At 66.4% G+C, this 16,991-nt stretch carries 16 protein-coding genes and 1 tRNA gene; 5 read left to right on the top strand and 12 right to left on the bottom strand.

What is annotated here, in order from left to right:
* Positions 1-23 precede the first annotated feature (23 nt).
* The 4 genes from ABIC90_RS14835 to ABIC90_RS14850 all read right to left on the bottom strand — a co-directional run bounded on the left by ABIC90_RS14835 (position 24) and on the right by ABIC90_RS14850 (position 2,681).
* Positions 24-99: transfer RNA gene (locus ABIC90_RS14835), tRNA-Val, on the bottom strand.
* A 27-nt stretch (positions 100-126) separates the two neighbouring features.
* Positions 127-399, bottom strand: coding sequence for an HU family DNA-binding protein (locus ABIC90_RS14840; RefSeq protein WP_007830705.1), 273 nt, complete (start codon positions 397-399; stop codon positions 127-129).
* 234 nt (positions 400-633) lie between these two features.
* On the bottom strand, positions 634-1,719 hold the full coding sequence (locus tag ABIC90_RS14845; RefSeq protein WP_354355111.1) for a tartrate dehydrogenase: 1,086 nt from the start codon (positions 1,717-1,719) through the stop codon (positions 634-636).
* Positions 1,716-2,681 carry an alpha/beta fold hydrolase gene (locus ABIC90_RS14850; RefSeq protein ID WP_354355303.1) on the bottom strand — a complete coding sequence of 322 codons (966 nt, stop codon included), beginning with the start codon at positions 2,679-2,681 and terminating at the stop codon, positions 1,716-1,718. The genes ABIC90_RS14845 and ABIC90_RS14850 overlap by 4 nt, the downstream gene beginning before the upstream one ends.
* 38 nt (positions 2,682-2,719) lie before the next feature.
* Between ABIC90_RS14850 and ABIC90_RS14855 the strand changes: the two genes are divergently transcribed.
* Positions 2,720-3,679, top strand: coding sequence for a LysR substrate-binding domain-containing protein (locus ABIC90_RS14855; protein ID WP_354355113.1), 960 nt, complete (start codon positions 2,720-2,722; stop codon positions 3,677-3,679).
* Between the two features lie 16 nt (positions 3,680-3,695).
* Here the strand turns inward: ABIC90_RS14855 and ABIC90_RS14860 are convergent, their stop codons facing one another.
* From ABIC90_RS14860 to uvrC, 3 genes are read right to left on the bottom strand one after another with little or no spacing between them, the layout of a single operon-like run.
* Positions 3,696-4,592 (bottom strand): DMT family transporter, encoded by an 897-nt coding sequence (locus ABIC90_RS14860; RefSeq protein WP_354355115.1) that lies wholly within the window; start codon positions 4,590-4,592, stop codon positions 3,696-3,698.
* Positions 4,589-5,155, bottom strand: a complete 567-nt coding sequence (gene pgsA / locus ABIC90_RS14865; RefSeq protein ID WP_354355117.1) for a CDP-diacylglycerol--glycerol-3-phosphate 3-phosphatidyltransferase — start codon at positions 5,153-5,155, stop codon at positions 4,589-4,591. The genes ABIC90_RS14860 and pgsA overlap by 4 nt, the downstream gene beginning before the upstream one ends.
* A 58-nt stretch (positions 5,156-5,213) precedes the next feature.
* Complete coding sequence (gene uvrC, locus ABIC90_RS14870) at positions 5,214-7,184, bottom strand: excinuclease ABC subunit UvrC (protein WP_354355119.1); 1,971 nt, start codon at positions 7,182-7,184, stop codon at positions 5,214-5,216.
* Positions 7,185-7,302: 118 nt separating this feature from the next.
* Here uvrC and earP point away from each other — a divergent pair, with 118 nt between their 5' ends.
* The 3 genes from earP to ABIC90_RS14885 all read left to right on the top strand — a co-directional run bounded on the left by earP (position 7,303) and on the right by ABIC90_RS14885 (position 10,219).
* Complete coding sequence (gene earP, locus ABIC90_RS14875; protein WP_354355305.1) at positions 7,303-8,412, top strand: elongation factor P maturation arginine rhamnosyltransferase EarP; 1,110 nt, start codon at positions 7,303-7,305, stop codon at positions 8,410-8,412.
* A 174-nt stretch (positions 8,413-8,586) separates the two neighbouring features.
* A complete protein-coding gene (gene efp, locus ABIC90_RS14880; protein ID WP_354355121.1) occupies positions 8,587-9,141 on the top strand; it encodes an elongation factor P in 555 nt (184 codons plus the stop codon).
* 214 nt (positions 9,142-9,355) lie between these two features.
* Positions 9,356-10,219 (top strand): TIGR00730 family Rossman fold protein, encoded by an 864-nt coding sequence (locus ABIC90_RS14885; protein ID WP_354355123.1) that lies wholly within the window; start codon positions 9,356-9,358, stop codon positions 10,217-10,219.
* 56 nt (positions 10,220-10,275) lie between these two features.
* On the opposite strand, the gene ABIC90_RS14890 is transcribed toward ABIC90_RS14885, so the two are convergent.
* Genes ABIC90_RS14890 through pncB form a run of 5 tightly spaced genes read right to left on the bottom strand, consistent with a single transcriptional unit; the run spans position 10,276 to position 16,541 of the window.
* Positions 10,276-11,439 carry an MFS transporter gene (locus tag ABIC90_RS14890; RefSeq protein WP_354355125.1) on the bottom strand — a complete coding sequence of 388 codons (1,164 nt, stop codon included), beginning with the start codon at positions 11,437-11,439 and terminating at the stop codon, positions 10,276-10,278.
* Positions 11,436-12,824 carry a DNA recombination protein RmuC gene (locus ABIC90_RS14895; RefSeq protein ID WP_354355127.1) on the bottom strand — a complete coding sequence of 463 codons (1,389 nt, stop codon included), beginning with the start codon at positions 12,822-12,824 and terminating at the stop codon, positions 11,436-11,438. The genes ABIC90_RS14890 and ABIC90_RS14895 overlap by 4 nt, the downstream gene beginning before the upstream one ends.
* Positions 12,825-12,857: 33 nt before the next feature.
* Positions 12,858-13,844, bottom strand: a complete 987-nt coding sequence (locus tag ABIC90_RS14900) for a 2-hydroxyacid dehydrogenase (protein ID WP_354355129.1) — start codon at positions 13,842-13,844, stop codon at positions 12,858-12,860.
* Between the two features lie 11 nt (positions 13,845-13,855).
* Positions 13,856-15,277, bottom strand: coding sequence for a sodium:proton antiporter (locus ABIC90_RS14905; protein WP_354355131.1), 1,422 nt, complete (start codon positions 15,275-15,277; stop codon positions 13,856-13,858).
* Between the two features lie 43 nt (positions 15,278-15,320).
* Complete coding sequence (gene pncB, locus ABIC90_RS14910; protein WP_354355133.1) at positions 15,321-16,541, bottom strand: nicotinate phosphoribosyltransferase; 1,221 nt, start codon at positions 16,539-16,541, stop codon at positions 15,321-15,323.
* Positions 16,542-16,719: 178 nt separating this feature from the next.
* Here pncB and ABIC90_RS14915 point away from each other — a divergent pair, with 178 nt between their 5' ends.
* Entirely contained in the window at positions 16,720-16,953 is a 234-nt protein-coding gene (locus ABIC90_RS14915; RefSeq protein ID WP_176658504.1) for a CsbD family protein, read from the top strand.
* Positions 16,954-16,991: the final 38 nt, after the last annotated feature.

The raw sequence follows: 16,991 nt of genomic DNA on the forward strand, positions 1-16,991 counted from the left end.
TGTTCGCCTTTGCATCGGGGTGGTGGTGGGTGCTGAGGGGCTCGAACCCCCGACCTACGCCTTGTAAGGGCGCCGCTCTACCAACTGAGCTAAGCACCCCACCGGGAATACTCTCCGAGTCTAGTCTTAGTTCAGCGCGTCTTTCAGCGCCTTGCCCGGACGGAACTTCGGAATCTTGGCTGCCTTGATTTTAATCGCGTCGCCGGTGCGGGGATTCCGGCCGGTGCGGGCAGCCCGTTTGCCGACTGCGAAAGTGCCGAAACCGACGAGCGACACGGAGCCGCCCTTCTTGAGCGTGGTACGAATGGCGCCGATGGTGGATTCGAGCGCCCGCGTGGCTGCTGCTTTGGAAATATCGGCGTTCTTTGCGATGTGCTCAATCAGTTCGGTCTTGTTCACAAGGGCCCCTTGTAGAGAGAAAAAGTTGGTCGGCTCCGTCAGCTGCGATCTGGCCGCGAGCGATGCAGCACAAGAGCCTGGCAGGCCTGACGCCTCGGCAGCGCACTGCCAGCGAGGATTACAACCACTGCCCTGCAGGGTGTCAATAAGACACGAGGCCATGCAAAACAGCGGAGCGCGCGATTTTAGGGGCGTTTGCTCGCGCTCTTTCCGCAAGGTTTCGCGAACTAATTTTCACAGTGCGTCAGCGATCGCCTTGCCGAGGTCGCTGGTGCTCGCGGTGCCGCCGATGTCGGGCGTGCGCGGTGCTCCGCTTTGGGGCGCGAGCACCTTTTCGATGGTCGAAAGGATCGCATCGTGCGCCTCTTTGTGGCCCAGGAATTCCAGCATCATCGCGCCGCACCAGATCTGGCCGATCGGGTTCGCAATGCCCCGTCCGGCGATGTCGGGCGCCGAGCCGTGCACCGGCTCGAACAGCGACGGCGTGGTGCGCTCGGGATTGAGGTTGGCACTCGGCGCGATGCCGATGGTGCCGGTGCAGGCGGGACCCAGGTCCGAGAGGATGTCGCCGAAGAGATTGCTGGCCACCACCACGTCGAAGAAGTCGGGCCGCTGCACGAAGTGCGCGGTGAGGATGTCGATGTGGAACTTGTCCAGCTTCACGCCGGCATAGTTCTTCGCCATCTCGGCCACGCGCTCGTCCCAGTAGGGCATGGTGATCGAGATGCCGTTCGACTTGGTGGCGCTGGTCAGATGCTTCTTCGGCCGCGACTGCGCCAGCTCGAACGCGAACTTGAGCACGCGATCGACGCCCACGCGCGACATCACGGTTTCCTGCACCACGATCTCGCGCGGCGTGCCTTCGTACATGCGCCCGCCGATGCTGGAGTACTCGCCTTCGGTGTTCTCGCGCACGATGTACATGTCGATCTCGCCGGGCTGGCGCGGCGTGCCGTCGCGCCGCACCACGGGCGCGACGATGCCGGGCATGAGGCGCGCGGGACGCAGGTTGATGTACTGGTCGAACTCGCGGCGAAACAGCAGCAGCGAGCCCCAGAGCGAGATGTGATCGGGAATCTTCTCGGGCCAGCCGACCGCGCCGAAGAAGATCGCATCGTGCCCGCCGATCTGGTCCTTCCAGTTGTCGGGCAGCATCTTGCCGTGCTTCTCGCAGTAGTCCCAGCTGGAGAAATCGAAGTGGTCGAACTTCAGGTCGATGCCGAACTTGCGCGCCGCCGCATCGACGACGCGCAGGCCCTCGGGCATGGTTTCCTTGCCGATGCCGTCGCCGGCGATGACTGCGATTCTGTGGGTGCTCATGGAGTGGCTCCTGTCTGCGGGAGAGATGGTTGGAGAGATGAAAAGAATGCGAGCGCCTCGGCGAGCAATTCGGCCGGGGCCTCTTCGGGAACATAGTGGCCGCACGGCAGCGCGCGGCCCGAGACATCGTCGGCGCACGCACGCCACAGCGCGAGCACGTCGAAGCACTTGCCCACCGCGCCATGCGCGCCCCACAGCACGCACAGCGGCTGCGCGAGCTTCTTACCGGCGGCGATGTCTGACCGGTCGTGCACGAGGTCGATGGTGGCGGAGGCGCGGTAGTCCTCGCAGATGGATTCGGCCGTACCCGGAATGCCGGCGCAGCGCTCGTATTCGGCCAGCACTTCGGGCGCGAAAGGCGCGAGGCCCGCATGCCGTCCACCCATCACGCTGCGCACGTAGCGCACCGGATCGGAAGCGATCAGCGCCTCGGGCAGCGGCGGCGGCTGGATCAGGAAGAACCAGTGCCAATAGGCCTTCGCGAAGGCCTCCGAGGTGTTCTCGTACATCGCCAGCGTGGGCGCGATGTCGAGCAGCATCATCCGCTCGACGGCCGCGGGGTGGTCCGCCGCCAGCCGGTGCGCCACGCGCGCGCCACGGTCATGGGCCAGCACGCCGAAACGTTCGAAGCCATGGTGCCGCATGGCGGCGAGCGCATCGAGCGCCATCTCGCGCTTGCTGTAGGCGGCGTGATCGGCATCGGCCGCCGGCCGGCCCGAGTCACCGTAGCCGCGAAGGTCCACCGCGACCACGGTGAACTGCTCGGCCAGTTGCGGTGCCACTCGGTGCCAGATCGCATGCGTCTGCGGATGCCCGTGCAGCAACAACAGCGGTGCGCCCTGCCCGCCGATGCGGCCATGGATGCGCACGCCGTTGCGTTCGATGTCGAAGGTGGGAAACGAGAGAAAAGAGGGGGCGGAGGCAGTCACGGGATCGATTGTGCGTTGCGGCCCCGCGCCCATCAAGCAACAATCAGCCAATTCATACTTTCCGGATCGGCATGAATTCATCCTCGCTGGAACGCAGCGATCTGGCCCTGGTGCTGGCAATTCGCGACCAGGGCAGCCTGGCCGGCGCGGCCGCCACGCTCGACGTGGTGCCCTCTGTAGTCACCAAGCGCTTGGGCGCGCTGGAAACGCGCCTGGGCCAGCGCCTGTTCGACCGCACCACGCGACGCGTGAGCGTCACCGCCGAGGGCGAGGCGGTCTGCCTGCACGCGCGCTCGCTGCTCGAAGGCTTTGCCGCCCTCGAAAGCGAACTGGGCGAGCGGCAGAACGAACTGATCGGCACCATCCGCCTGGCGGCCACCTTCGGTTTCGGCAGGCGTTGGCTGGGGCCGGCGCTGGCGGCCTTCCAGGCCCGGCACCCTGCCCTGCAGATCGAATTGCTGCTGACCGAACAACTGCCCGACCTTGGCGCCGAAGGCTACGACGGCGCGCTCTGGCTGTGGGCCGTGCAACAGCACCGCGCGGCCGAATGGGTCACGCGCCGCATCGCGCGCAACCAGCGCGTGCTGGCCGCGGCACCGTCGTACATCGCGCAGCACGGCATGCCGGCCACTGTCGATGCACTGACGGCGCATGCATGCCTGATCGCACGCGAGAACGGCGAGCCAAGCCAACGCCGGTTCGCGCTCTGGACGCTGCGCCACGCGCGCGACGCCAGCACGGCCCGCGTGCGCGTGCAGGGGCCGCTCGCCAGCAATTCGGGGGAGATGGTGCGCGACTGGTGCCTGGCGGGCCACGGGATCATGCTGCGCAGCCTCTGGGACATCGCGCCGCAACTGGCCACCGGCGAACTGGTGCGCGTGCTGCCGCACTACGCAATGCCCGATGCCGACATCCACTGGATCGCGCCCTGGCGGCCGAAGACGCCGCGCCGTGTGCGGCTCCTGCTGGACCATCTGGCGGAACAGTTTCGCGGCGAGCCGTGGAAGCCGGGCAAGGCCGGCACACGCTGAGGCGGCGGAAGCTGGCTCAGCGCTCGCTGCGCACCACCAGGCTCACACCGGCCGCGGTGAGCGCGATGCCCAGCAGCGTCACCCAGGTGATCGGCTCCGAGAACAGCAGCCAAGCCATGACAGCGGTGCACGGCGGCACCAGGTACAGGAGGCTGGTGACCGCCGTGGCCGTGCCGCGCTGGATCAGCATGTAGAGCAGCGAACTGCCGCCCAGCGACAGCGCCAGCACCGACCAGGCCATGGCGCCGGTCGAGTGCGCGTTCCATTCGATGCCCTGCGATTCCATTGCCGCGAAGGGCAGCGTCACCAGCAGCGCCGCGGCCATCTGCACCGCACTGGCGCTGCGCACATCGCAAGGTGCGACAAAACGCTTCTGGTACAGCGTGCCCGCCGTGATCGAGAGCAGTGCCAGGATCGCAAGCGCCATCGTCAGCGCGCTGACTTCGGCACCCTGCCCGAACTTGCGCGAAACCACGAGCACCAGGCCGGCAAACCCCAGCACCAGCCCGGCCCACTGCCGCTTCGAAATGCGCCCGCCGTTGAACGCGAGCCAGACGGCGGTGAGCACCGGCTGGACCCCGACCAGCAACGCCACCAGACCCGCACCCATGCCCGCATGCACCGCCGCCCAGACCCCGCCCAGGTAGCCCGCCTGCATCAACACCCCCGTGACCGCGAGGTGCCCCCATTGCGCGCGCTCTTTCGGCCACGCCACCCGCGCCAGCGCGACCCAGATGCCGAAGCAGACCAGGGAAAGCGCATAGCGCACAGCCAGGAACTTGAGGGGCGGCGCATAGGGCATGCCATAGCGCGCAACGATGAATCCGGTGCTCCAGATCAGCACGAAGACCACCGGCATCGCCCGCAACCAGCCCGCGCCGGCGGGGCCGGGTGCGGCGGCCACCGTCGTCATTTGGTGTGGGCCCGGATCTCCGGAATGGCCTTCTGCAGGTAATAGACCATCGACCACACGGTGAGTACCGCCGAGATCCAGATCAGCCACTGGCCCCAAAGGCCGGTGTCGATCACCTTGAAGAGGTGCCCGTCATAGAGCAGGAAAGGAATCGCGACCATCTGCACGGTTGTCTTGACCTTGCCGATCATGTGGACCGCCACGCTCTTGCCGGCGCCGATCCGCGCCATCCATTCGCGCAGGGCCGAGATGGCGATCTCGCGGCCGATGATGATGAGCGCCACGAACACATCGGCGCGCTGCAAATGCACCAGCACCAGCAGCGCGGCGCACACAAGGAACTTGTCGGCCACCGGATCGAGGAAGGCACCGAAGGCCGAGGTCTGGTTGAGCTTGCGTGCCAGGTAACCATCGAGCCAGTCGGTGGCCGCGAAGACGATGAACATGACCGTGGCGATCAGGTTGCGCATCGGCTCGGCGATCGGCAGATAGAACACCCCGACGATCAAAGGGATCGCGACGATGCGCGTCCAGGTCATGATGGTCGGTAGGGTCCAGAACATCGCTTGATTGTGTCACGGCGGGATGACCCCACCGGGTTGCCCATCTCTAGTTGCTGGCTCAGTGCAGCGCCTTGTAGATTTCCTCGGCCAGCTCGGCGGCGATGCCCTCGACCGAGGCGATGTCCTCCATGCTCGCCGCCGCCACGCCGCGGATGCCGCCAAAGCGCTGCAGCAGCCGCGCGCGGCGCTTCGGCCCGATGCCCGGGATATCTTCGAGCTGGCTGCCGCCCACCCGCACCTTCGCGCGCTTGGCGCGCATGCCGGTGATGGCGAAGCGGTGCGCCTCGTCGCGGATCTGCGCCACCAGCATCAGCGCCGCCGAGTCCTTGCCCAGGTAGACCTTCTCGCGGCCGTCGGCGAACACCAGCTCTTCGAGCCCGACCTTGCGGCCCTCGCCCTTCTCGACGCCGACGATCAGCGACAGCGGCAGCCCCAGTTCGCTGAACACCTCGCGCGCCATCGACACCTGCCCCTTGCCGCCGTCGACCAGCACCAGCTCGGGCATGCGCGCGGTCCTGGTCCTGGGCGATGCCTCGCTGCCCTCGATGCTTTCACTTTCGGCATCGCCCGGCGGCAGAGCCTCGGTCTCCGCCGCCATCGCCTCGGCCAGCTTGCCGTAGCGGCGGTGCAGCACCTGGCGCATGGCGGCGTAGTCGTCGCCGGGCGTGATGCCCTCGATGTTGTAGCGGCGGTATTCCTTGTTCTGCATCGTGTGGTGCTCGAACACCACGCACGAAGCCTGCGTGGCCTCGCCGGCTGTGTGCGAGATGTCGAAGCATTCCACGCGGAAATTGTCCAGGTCGTCGGCCGCGAGTTCGAGCGCATCGGCCAGCGCGCGGGTGCGCGCCTGCTGCGAGCCTTCTTCGGCCAGCAGGCGGGCCAGTTGCAGGCCGGCATTCGTCTCGGCCATTTCGAGCCAGTGACGGCGCTGCTCGCGCGGCTGGAACACCGCCGTCACGCGTCCGCCTGCCTGCTGCGACACGGCCTCGATCAGCTCGCGGCTCACCAGATGGCTCAGCACCAGCGTGGCCGGCACCGGCACGTCGATGTAATGCTGGGCGATGAAGGCTTCGAGCACTTGCACCTCGATGGAGTCGGCCGCCGCGGGCGGTGCGCCTTCTTCATCGTCCATCTCGCCATGGTGGATCTGCGCCGCATCTTCCACATGCACCGGAAAGTACGGCCGGTCGCCCAGATGCCGACCGCCGCGCACCATTGCCAGGTTGACGCAGGCCTTGCCGCCCTGCACCTTGACCGCGAGGATGTCCACGTCCTTGTCCGACGCGATCTCGATCGACTGCTGGTGCAGCACGCGAGAGATCGCCGACATCTGGTTGCGCAGCTCGGCCGCCTGCTCGAATTCGAGCTTCTCGGCGTGCGCGGTCATGCGCTGTTCGAGCTTGGAGAGCACGAGCTGCGTGTCGCCCATCAGGAAGGCTTCGGCGCTCGCCACGTCCTGCGCATAGGCCTCGGGCGCGATATAGCCGACGCACGGGCCGCTGCAGCGCTTGATCTGGTACAGCAGGCACGGCCGCATGCGGTTGGCGTACACCGTGTCTTCGCAGGTGCGCAGCTTGAACACCTTCTGCAGCAGCTGGATCGATTCCTTCACCGCCCAGGCGCTGGGGTACGGACCGAAATAGCGGTGCTTCTTGTCGACCGACCCGCGGTAGTAGGCCAGCCGCGGAAACGCGTGCGATGCGATCTTCAGGTAGGGATAGCTCTTGTCGTCGCGAAACAGGATGTTGTAGCGCGGCTTGAGCGTCTTGATCAGGTTGTTCTCGAGCAGCAGCGCCTCGGCCTCGGAGCGCACCACGGTGGTCTCCATGCGCGCGATCTTCGAGATCATGTGGCCGATGCGGGTGCCGCCGTGGCTCTTCTGAAAGTAGTTGGCGACCCGCTTCTTGAGGTTGCGCGCCTTGCCCACGTAGAGCACCGCGCCGGCCGCGTCGAAATAGCGGTAGACGCCCGGCAATTGCGGCAGGGCCGCGACTTCGCTGAGCAGTTGATCGGAGTGCACATCTGACATGGCGGCTATTGTGGCGCGCGCCCAGCCGCCCGATCGCGCGCCCCTCGCAAACCCCGACGCAGCCTTCTTCGATGCGCCGGCGAACGAACCCAGGGCGAAGACGTGCAAACTCGCGGCCATGGGCACGCGCACGACATGGGACATCTTCTGCAAGGTCATTGACAACCACGGCGACCTGGGCGTGTGCTGGCGGCTGGCCTGCCAACTGGCAGCGCAGGGCGATCAGGTGCGGCTGTGGATCGACGATGCGGCGGCGCTGCGCTGGATGGCGCCCGCGGGCTGCGATGGCGTGCATGTGGTCGATTGGCTCGATGCGGCCGCAGTGCAGCGAGCCGCGGCCGCACCCGCGCCCGACGTGCTGATCGAGGCCTTCGGATGCGAGCCCGCGCCGGAACTGATTGCGCGATTTGCCGAGCCGTCGAACGGCGGTGCGCATGGACGGGCATGGATCAACCTCGAATACCTGTCGGCCGAGCCCTATGTCGAGCGCCTGCACCGGTTGCCCTCCCCGGTGTTCAAGGGCCCGGGTGCCGGCTTGACCAAGCACTTCTTCTATCCAGGCTTCACGCCGGCGACCGGTGGGCTGCTGCGGGAACCCGACCTGGCCGAGCGGCAGGCACGCTTCGACCGCGCACAGTGGCTGGCGGCGCAGCAGATTGCCTGGCGGGAAGGCGAGCGCCTCGTCTCGCTCTTCTGCTATGAGCCGCCGGCGCTCGCGGACTTGCTGGCCCAACTGATCGAAGGCCCCGCGCCGACGCGGCTGCTGGTCACGGCAGGCCGCGCCGCCCGTGCGGTGAGCGCCCATTTTTCGCGCCAGCCGCCGGAGGGCCGATCGCCCCATGGGCACGGCGCGCTGTCGATTTCGTACCTGCCGTATCTGACGCAAGCCGATTTCGACCACCTGCTGTGGGCCTGCGACCTGAATTTCGTGCGCGGCGAGGACTCGCTGGTGCGCGCCCACTGGGCCGGCGCCCCGCTGGTCTGGCAGATCTACCCGCAGGACGACGACGCCCACCACGCCAAGCTGAACGCCTGGCTGGACTGGCTGGGCGCCCCGCCCTCGCTGCGGCGTTTTCACCACGTCTGGAACGGCTTCGACCGAAGTCCCCTGCCCCCTCTGGAAACGCAGGGCGCATGGCGCGAAACCGTGCAGATCGGACGCAGGCGGCTGTGCGAGCAGGACGATCTGGTCAGCCAACTGCGGCATCTGATCGCCCAAAAAAGCTAAAATAGCGGGCTTTGCGGATTTCGGCCCGGGTTTCAAAAGCCCGAGATGCTCTCCGCCGAACCTGCTTCAACCCGCCGTAAGACCTGTACCGCGGGGCCAACCAAGCCGGCAAAAACGTCCAAAACGTTGCCGATGGCCCCGTGCACCGAGCGGCCAACATCCAGAGAACCTGTTATGAAAATCGCTCAAGAAATCCGCGCCGGCAACGTCATCATGCACGGCAAGGACCCGATGGTCGTGCTCAAGACCGAATACAGCCGCGGCGGCCGCAACTCCGCCACCGTGCGCATGAAGCTCAAGAGCCTGATCGCCAACTTCAACACCGAAGTGGTCTTCAAGGCCGACGACAAGATCGACCAGATCGTGCTGGACAAGAAGGAGTGCACCTACTCCTACTTCGCCGACCCGATGTACGTCTGCATGGACACCGAGTACAACCAGTACGAAGTCGAAGCCGAGAACATGGGCGACGCCCTGAACTACCTGGAAGACGGCATGGCCGTCGAAGTGGTGTTCTACGACGGCAAGGCCATCTCGGTCGAACTGCCCACCAGCGTCGAGCGCGAAATCACCTGGACCGAGCCGGCCGTCAAGGGCGACACCTCGGGCAAGGTCATGAAGCCCGCCAAGATCGCCACCGGCTTCGAAATCGGCGTGCCGCTGTTCGTGGCGCAAGGCGACAAGGTCGAAATCGACACACGCACCGGCGAATACCGCAAGCGCGTGTAACGCCTCGCCCCCAGGCTTCGCGCACTTCGTGTCGCTTCTCCCTCCCCCTACCGGGGGCAACACCTGAGGCCCGGCAAAGCCGGTTCCTCGGTGTTTCACGAAGAAAGCATTTTTTCGGTACGCGCTCAAGGCTCCTTCGGGGGCCTTTTTCGTTTCTCGGGCACGCTGATTGCAACGCTGCACAATCCCACAGGTCATTCCGTCCGAGTCCTTCATGAACAACACGCACGATCTTCACGACAAACGCCTCGCCGATGCCTGGGCCACGCTCAAGTCCCATTCCGAAAAAGGCCTCCCGCTTGATCCCGATCCCTCGCGCATCGCCTTCGCCGATCCGGAGTTCCTGCTGCGCCGCGAAACCCGCGGCATCCGCATGCAGCTGGAGCTGATGAAGCCCGACCTGCAGCAACGCGAGCACGGCATCGAGAACACGGTGGTGGTCTTCGGCAGCGCCCGCTTTCGCAGCGACGAAGACTCCGCAGCCATGCTCGCCCAGGCCGATGCCGCCGGCGATGCGGTGGCCTCGGAGCGCTGGCGGCGCCTGGCGCGCAACTCGCACTACTACGAGAAGGCGCGCGCCTTCGGCAAGCTGGTGGCGCAGTACAGCCACGACAAGGAGCCGCAGGACAAGCTCTTCATCTGCACCGGCGGCGGCCCCGGCATCATGCAGGCGGCCAACCGCGGCGCGCATGAAGGCGGCGGCCTCTCGGTGGGCCTGGCGATCGCGCTGCCGATGGAGGAAGAAGCCAACCCCTACGTCACGCCGGCGCTGAGCTTCAAGTTCCACTACTTCGCGATCCGCAAGATGCATTTCATGATGCGTGCGAAGGCGCTGGTGGCGTTCCCGGGCGGCTTCGGCACGCTCGACGAGCTGTTCGAGGTGATCACGCTGGTGCAGACCAAGAAGTCGAAGCCGGTGCCGATCGTGCTGTTCGGCTCGGACTACTGGAAGCGCATGATCGACTTCGACTTCCTGGTCGACGAAGGCGTGATCTCGCCGGGCGACGTGAAACTCTTCGAATACGTCGACGCGCCCGAAGACGCGTGGGACGCGATCAAGCGCTTCTACAAGCTCTGACCCGCGGCGCCTGCTCGGGGCGCCAATAGCGAGGGCGATGCGCCCCCGCCCTCGCTCTAAACCTTCAATCCCCAGGTCGCTCTTGCCCCCAGCGCCAGCACGCCGCCGACCACCCAGAACACCCCCGCAATCCCGATCAGCGCGCCCAGTGAGCCGAACAGCATCGGCATGGCCACGCTCGATGCATTGATCGTCATCAGCCTGAGCCCCAGCGCCTCGCCGTGCCGCGCGTGCGGCGTGATCTGGTGGAGCATGCTCATCACCATCGGCTGCACCGCGCCCAGCGCAAAGCCCAGGATCACGGAGCAGATGCCCATCGTCAGGGCCGAATCGAGCAGCGGGTAGATCGCAAACACCAAGGCGGTGACGATGGTGGAAGTGAGGATCACGCTGCGCTCCGACGCGCGCGAGGCGATCAGCGGCAGCACCACGCGAATCGCGGCGGCTGCCACCGCGAAGGCGCCGAGGATCGAGCCGATCACCGAGGCGCTGATTCCGCGTTCGTGCCCCAGCACGGGCAGCACGAAGGCATGCACGTCCCAGCTCGAGGACTGCAGCCAGTTCACGAACAGCAGGCGGCGGAACATCGGCTCGCGCAACAGATCCCAGGCGCGCGTCGGCACGGTACCGGGCGTGGGCGCGACGATCGGCGGTTCATGCGCACCACGCGCGAGCAGCCAGCAAAGCACCGGCAGGAACGCCATCGCCGCAAAGCAGACGCGAAACGCCAGCATGTCCGCAGGCGCGCGGCCGGCGTGGTCGATCAGCATGCCGGCCAGAAACGGCCCGACGAAATTCGCTGCCGCCGGCGCAATGGCCAGCCAGCTGAACACGCGCTTGAGCTGGGCCGAATGGGTGGCGGAGCGCCCCACATGCCGCTGCAGCGCAATGACGGTCGCGCCGGTGGCCCCGCCGGTCAGCAGCGCTGCGACGCACATCGCCGGAAAGGTCGGAAAGATCAGCACCAGCCCCGCGCCGCCCGACGCCGCAAACACCGACAGCCACAGCGGCCGTTTGAACCCGTGCCGGTCGGCAAAGCGCCCCGCCGGCAGCGCCAAAAACACCTGGGTCAGCGCGAACAGCGCAATCAGCACCCCCACCGCCACTGCGCTGTAGCCCTGCTGCAATGCCAGCAGCGGTGTGGCCAGCCGCATGCCGGCCATGGTGGCGTGCAGGCAAACCTGGGCGCCGATCACGCGCAACAGTTCAGAACCCTTCACTTGGCGTTTTCGTCCTCGCTGTCGGCGGCGTCATCGGCATCGGCGGTGGGAGGCAGGAGCGCCTGCGACTGGGCCTCGGGCAGCGCCTCGACCTTGCGCAGCGCCAGGCGCATCTGCTTGGCGCGGGTGTCCGCCTTGTCGAGCGTGTCGGAGGCCTTGGCCACCTGCTCCTTGATGCGCGAGACCCATTCGCCATAGCGCTCGAACTCGGTCTTGACCGCGCCCAGCACCTTCCAGACCTCGGAGGCCTGCTGCTCCAGCGCCAGCGTGCGAAAGCCCATGTGCAGGCTGTTGAGCATGGCAAGCAAGGTGGTAGGGCCGGCGAGCGTCACGCGGTGCTGGCGCTGGATGGCGTCCATCAGGCCCGGGCGGCGCAATACCTCGGCATAGAGGCTCTCGACCGGCAGGAAAAGAATGGCGAAGTCGGTGGTGTGCGGCGCGGCGAGGTAGTTCTCGGCGATCGAGCGGGCCTCCACGCGGATGCGCGCTTCGAGCGCCTTGGCCGCGAGCTCGGCGGCGGGCGCATCGGCGCGCTCGTGCGCATCGATCAGGCGCTCGTAGTCGTCGCGCGGAAACTTCGCATCGATGGGCAGCCACACCGGCGCGCCGTCGTCGCCGCGGCCCGGAAAGCGGATCGCAAAGTCGACGCGCTGGCCGCTGCGCGGCTTGGTCTCCACCTGCTTGGCGTACTGGTCGGCGGTGAGCACCTGCTCGAGCAGCGCTTCCAGCTGCACTTCGCCGAACACGCCACGCGTCTTCACGTTGGTCAGCACGCGCTGCAGGCTGCCGACGCCGACGGCCAGCGCCTGCATCTCGCCCAGTCCCTTGTGCACCTGCTCGAGCCGGTCGGCCACCTGCTTGAAGCTCTCGCCCAGGCGGGCCTCGAGCGTGCTCTGCAGCTTCTCGTCGACGGTCTTGCGCATCTCGTCGAGCTTGGCGGTGTTGCTCTGCTGCAGTTGCGCGAGCTGCGTTTCCATGGTCGTGCGCACTTCGGCCAGGCGGCGTGCGTTCGACTCGCTCAGGCCCTGCAATTGGGTGTTGAGCGTGTCGGCCAGCGACTTCTGCAGCGACGCGAGTTGCAGCGAGAAGGCGTCGAGCTGCGCGTTCTGCGTACGCGTGGCTTCGGCGCCCTGCTGCACCAGCGACTGCTGGAAGGTGGCGAAGGCCTGCGCGGTTTCCTGCCGCGCGCCGCGCGAGCCTTCGACGATGTCGTGGCGCAGTTCGCGTTCGGTGCGTTCGTTGGCCGCGCGCATCGCGGCGAGCAGGCCCAGCAACTCGCTGTGATCGGGCTTGGGCTGCCGACGCGCGATCAGCCAGATCAGCAGCACCAGCTGAATGACTGCGAGCGCAGCCAGCACGAGAAGAATCAATTCACTGGGTTCCAAGGGCGAAGGCGCTGTGTCGCTGGGCAGGGTCGTTTACTTGGTCGCTGGTGGAACCGGCGTCACAGGCGTCAGCGGCCCCTTGCCGCTGAAGTACGCGATGAGGTTGTCCGCCGCGAGGTCGGCCATGGCACGGCGCGTGGGCACCGTGGCGCTCGCGATGTGCGGCGTCAGCACGACATTGGGCACGGTCAGAAGGTCGGCGTGAACCTTGGGCTCGCCCTCGAACACATCGAGGCCCGCCGCCGCGATGCGCTTTTCGCGCAGCGCCACGGCCAGCGCCGCGTCGTCGACGATGCCGCCGCGCGCGATGTTCACCAGCGTGGCGGTCGGCTTCATCAGCGCGATCTCGGCGGCGCCGATGGTGTGGTGCGAGGCCGGCGAATACGGCACCACTAGCACGACGTGGTCGGCCGTCTTGAGCAGCTCTTCCTTGCTCACGTAGCTGGCCTTGCATTCGGCTTCGAGCGTCGCGTCGAGGCGCGAACGGTTGTGGTAGATCACCTTCATGCCGAAGCCGTGCGCACCGCGCCGGGCAATGCCCTGCCCGATGCGGCCCATGCCGATGATGCCGAGCGTGGCGCCGTGGATGTCGGAGCCCGCGAACATGTCGTAGCTCCACTTCTCCCACTTGCCGGCCCGCAGGAAATGTTCGCTCTCGGTGATTCGGCGCGCGGTGGCCATGAGCAGCGCGAAGCCGAAGTCGGCGGTGGTCTCGGTCAGCACGTCGGGCGCGTTGGTGCCGAGCACGCCGTGCGCGGCCATGGCATCGACGTCGAAGTTGTTGTAGCCCACGGCCATGTTGGCGCAGATCTTCAGGTCGGGGCAGGCGTCGAGCACCTCGGCATCGATGCGTTCGCTGCCGGTGGTGAAGACACCCTCTTTGCCCTTGAGCCTGGCGATCAGTTGCGCCTTGCTCCAGGTTTCGTCGGAGGGGTTCGACTCGACCTCGAAGTGCTGCGACAAGCGCTCGATGGTTTCAGGAAAGATCGCGCGTGCGACCAGGATCTTGGGCTTGCTCATGATGTGTGCACTCAACGAAAGAAGATGAAGGTGGCGAGGACGAACAGCGGAACCAGGATGGCCATGGACCACGCCATGTAGCCGAAGAAGCTGGGCATGCGCACGCCGCGGCTTTCGGCGATGGCCTTGACCATGAGGTTGGGCGCATTGCCGATGTAGCTGTTGGCGCCCATGAAGACGGCGCCGGCGGAAATCGCCGCCAGCGTGGTGGCGTAGGTGGTCATGAGTGCCGCCGGGTCGCCGCCGGCGGTGTTGAAGAACACCAGGTAGGTGGGTGCGTTGTCCAGGAACGAGCTCAGCACGCCGGTCGCCCAGAAATACATTGCCGGGTCGGGCTGGCCGTCGGCCCGCGTCACCGCCGCCACCACGGCGCCGAAAGGCCCCTGCGTGCCGGCCTTGAGCATCGCGATCACCGGGATGATGGTCAGGAAGATGCCCGCGAACAGCTTGGCCACCTCGGCCATCGGGCCCCACTCGAACTGGTTGTCGGCATGCACCTTGGGCGCGGTGAGCTTGAACGAAACCACTGCGATCAGCGCCAGCCCCACATCCCGCACCAGGCCCGGCAGCCCGACCTCGGTGCCGAACACGTCGAAGCCAATGGGCGATTTCCAGAAGCCGCTGAGCAACACCAACGCGATCACCCCGCCAAGCAGCCAGAAGTTGGCGGCGCCGTCGAAGCCCAGGCGCCGCGTCTCGGGCGTCGTGGGCGTCGGGTCGATCGGCAGCACACCTTCCTTGCGGTAGTAATGGCGGTCGATGACATAGAACAGCGCCAGCAGCGCGGCCAGCACGAAGAGCGTCTCGGGCAGGATGTTCCGGGCGGTCCAGAAGAAGCTCACGCCCTTGAGAAACCCGAGGAACAGCGGCGGATCGCCCAGCGGCGTGAGTGAGCCGCCCACGTTCGAGACGATGAAGATGAAGAAGATGATCACGTGCGCCTTGTGCACGCGGTCGTCGTTGGCACGGATCAGCGGCCGGATCAGCAACATCGAGGCGCCCGTGGTGCCCATGAAGCTCGCAAGCACCGCGCCGATGGCCAGGATCGCGGTGTTGAGTCCCGGTGCCCCGCGAAGGTTGCCGCGGATGTGGATGCCGCCCGCCACGGTGAAGAGCGCGGTCAGCAGGACGATGAACGGGATGTACTCGGCCACCAGCGCATGCACCAGCTGCACGCCCGCCAGGCCCGCGCCGTAGGTGGCGGCAAAGGGCAGCAGGAACGCCAGCGCCCAGCCGGCGGAAATCTTGCCGTAGTGGTGATGCCAGAAAGACGGCACAAGAAGCGGCAGCAGCGCGATCGAGAGCAGGATGCCGGCGAACGGCACGCCCCAGAGCGGCGAGAGTCGGGCGCCGTCGAAATCGGCGGCCGAGGCCAAGGCAGGAAAGAGCAACGGCAGCGCCGCGGCTGCCGCGAGTCGGAGGGTTCTGTTCATGGGTGCCGTACCGTACCGTACCAGACCGAAGTCAGGCCCGAGGTCAGGCGGCCGGCTGTTCGATCTCGAACACCTGGCGCAGGTAGGCCAGGTATTTTTCGTCCTCGCACATGTTCTTGGACGGCGTGTCCGACAGCTTGGCCACCGGCTGTCCGTTGCAGTTGATCATCTTGATGACGATCTGCAGCGGCTCGTAGCCCAGGTCGTTGGTGAGGTTGGTGCCGATGCCGAAGGCCAGCTGGCAGCGGCCGCGGAACTGCTGGTAGAGCTCGATGGTGCGCGGCACCGTGAGGCCGTCGCTGAAGATCAGCGTCTTGGTGAGCGGATCGACCCGGTTGGCCACGTAGTGGGCCAGCATGCGCTCGCCCCACTGGAACGGGTCGCCGCTGTCGTGGCGGGCGCCGTCGAAGAGCTTGCAGAAGTACAGGTCGAAGTCGCGCAGGAAAGCGCTCATGCCGTAGACGTCGGACAGCGCAATGCCCAGGTCACCGCGGTACTCGCGCGCCCAGCTCTCGAAGCCGAAGATCTGGCTGTCCCGCAGCCGCGGGCCAAGCGCCTGGCAGGCCTGCAGGTATTCGTGGGCCATGGTGCCCAGCGGGATCAGCCCCAGCTTCATGGCGTACAGCACATTGCTGGTGCCGGCCAACTGCGGCAGGCGGCCGCCCGGCCTGGCCTGCATGGACGGCGGCGTGACCGCGCCCAGCCGCTCGTTCAGGGTGCGCAGCACCTCTTCGTGCCAGTCTTTCGAGAAGCGGCGGCGAGTGCCGTAGTCGGCGATCTTGAGGTCGGCCAGGCCGGCGTCGTGCAGCTGGCCGATCTTGGTCTCGAGGCGGCGGCGGCCTTCCTGGATGTCGGGCTTTTTCTGCGTGTTGCGGAAGTAGACCTCGTTGACGATGGCCAGCACCGGGATCTCGAACAGGATGGTGTGCAGCCACGGACCCTGGATACGGATCTCGAGCTCGCCCGAGGGCTGGGGAATGATGTTGATGTACTTCTCGTTGAGCCTGAACAGGCCCAGGAAGTCGACGAAGTCGCTCTTGATGAACCGCATGGACCGCAGATAGGCGAGTTCGGCATCGCGGAACTGCAGCGAACAGAGACTGCGCACCTCGTCGCGGATCTGGCCCGCGAACTGCGCCAGATCGACGCCGGGGTTGCGGCACTTGAAGCGGTACTCGACGCGGGCGCCGGGGAAGTGATGCAGTACCACCTGCATCATCGTGAACTTGTAGAGGTCGGTGTCCAGCAGGCTGTGAATGATCATGGTCGTCGGTGCGAGGTGTCTCTGGCTCGGGGCGTCCGTTCGATTATCACGGGCGGCGTCGGCCTGTGCCTACGGGGGCTGCACAGCACGTCCTACCGGCAGGGTGAATGCGTGGCGAGACAGTGATTTCCACGGCGGCAACACGGACCGCCGAATCAACCTCTCAAAGGAGATTCGCATGAACAAGGACACCATCGAAGGCAACTGGAAACAGCTCAAGGGCAAGGTCAAGGAGCAGTGGGGCAAGCTGACGGACGACGATTTCGACGTCATCGCCGGCAAGCGCGACCAGCTGCTCGGCCGCATCCAGGAACGCCACGGCATCAGCCGCGACGAAGCCGAAAAGCAAGTCAAGGACTGGGAATCGCGCGACGGCCGCACGGCCGATTCGCTGTGGTTCGAAAAGTCGTAAATCCCGGCCTCCTCAGGCAGTCCCGACGACTGCCTGAC

This window comes from Variovorax boronicumulans (genome assembly GCF_040544675.1).
Taxonomy (GTDB): Bacteria; Pseudomonadota; Gammaproteobacteria; order Burkholderiales; family Burkholderiaceae_C; genus Variovorax; species Variovorax boronicumulans_D.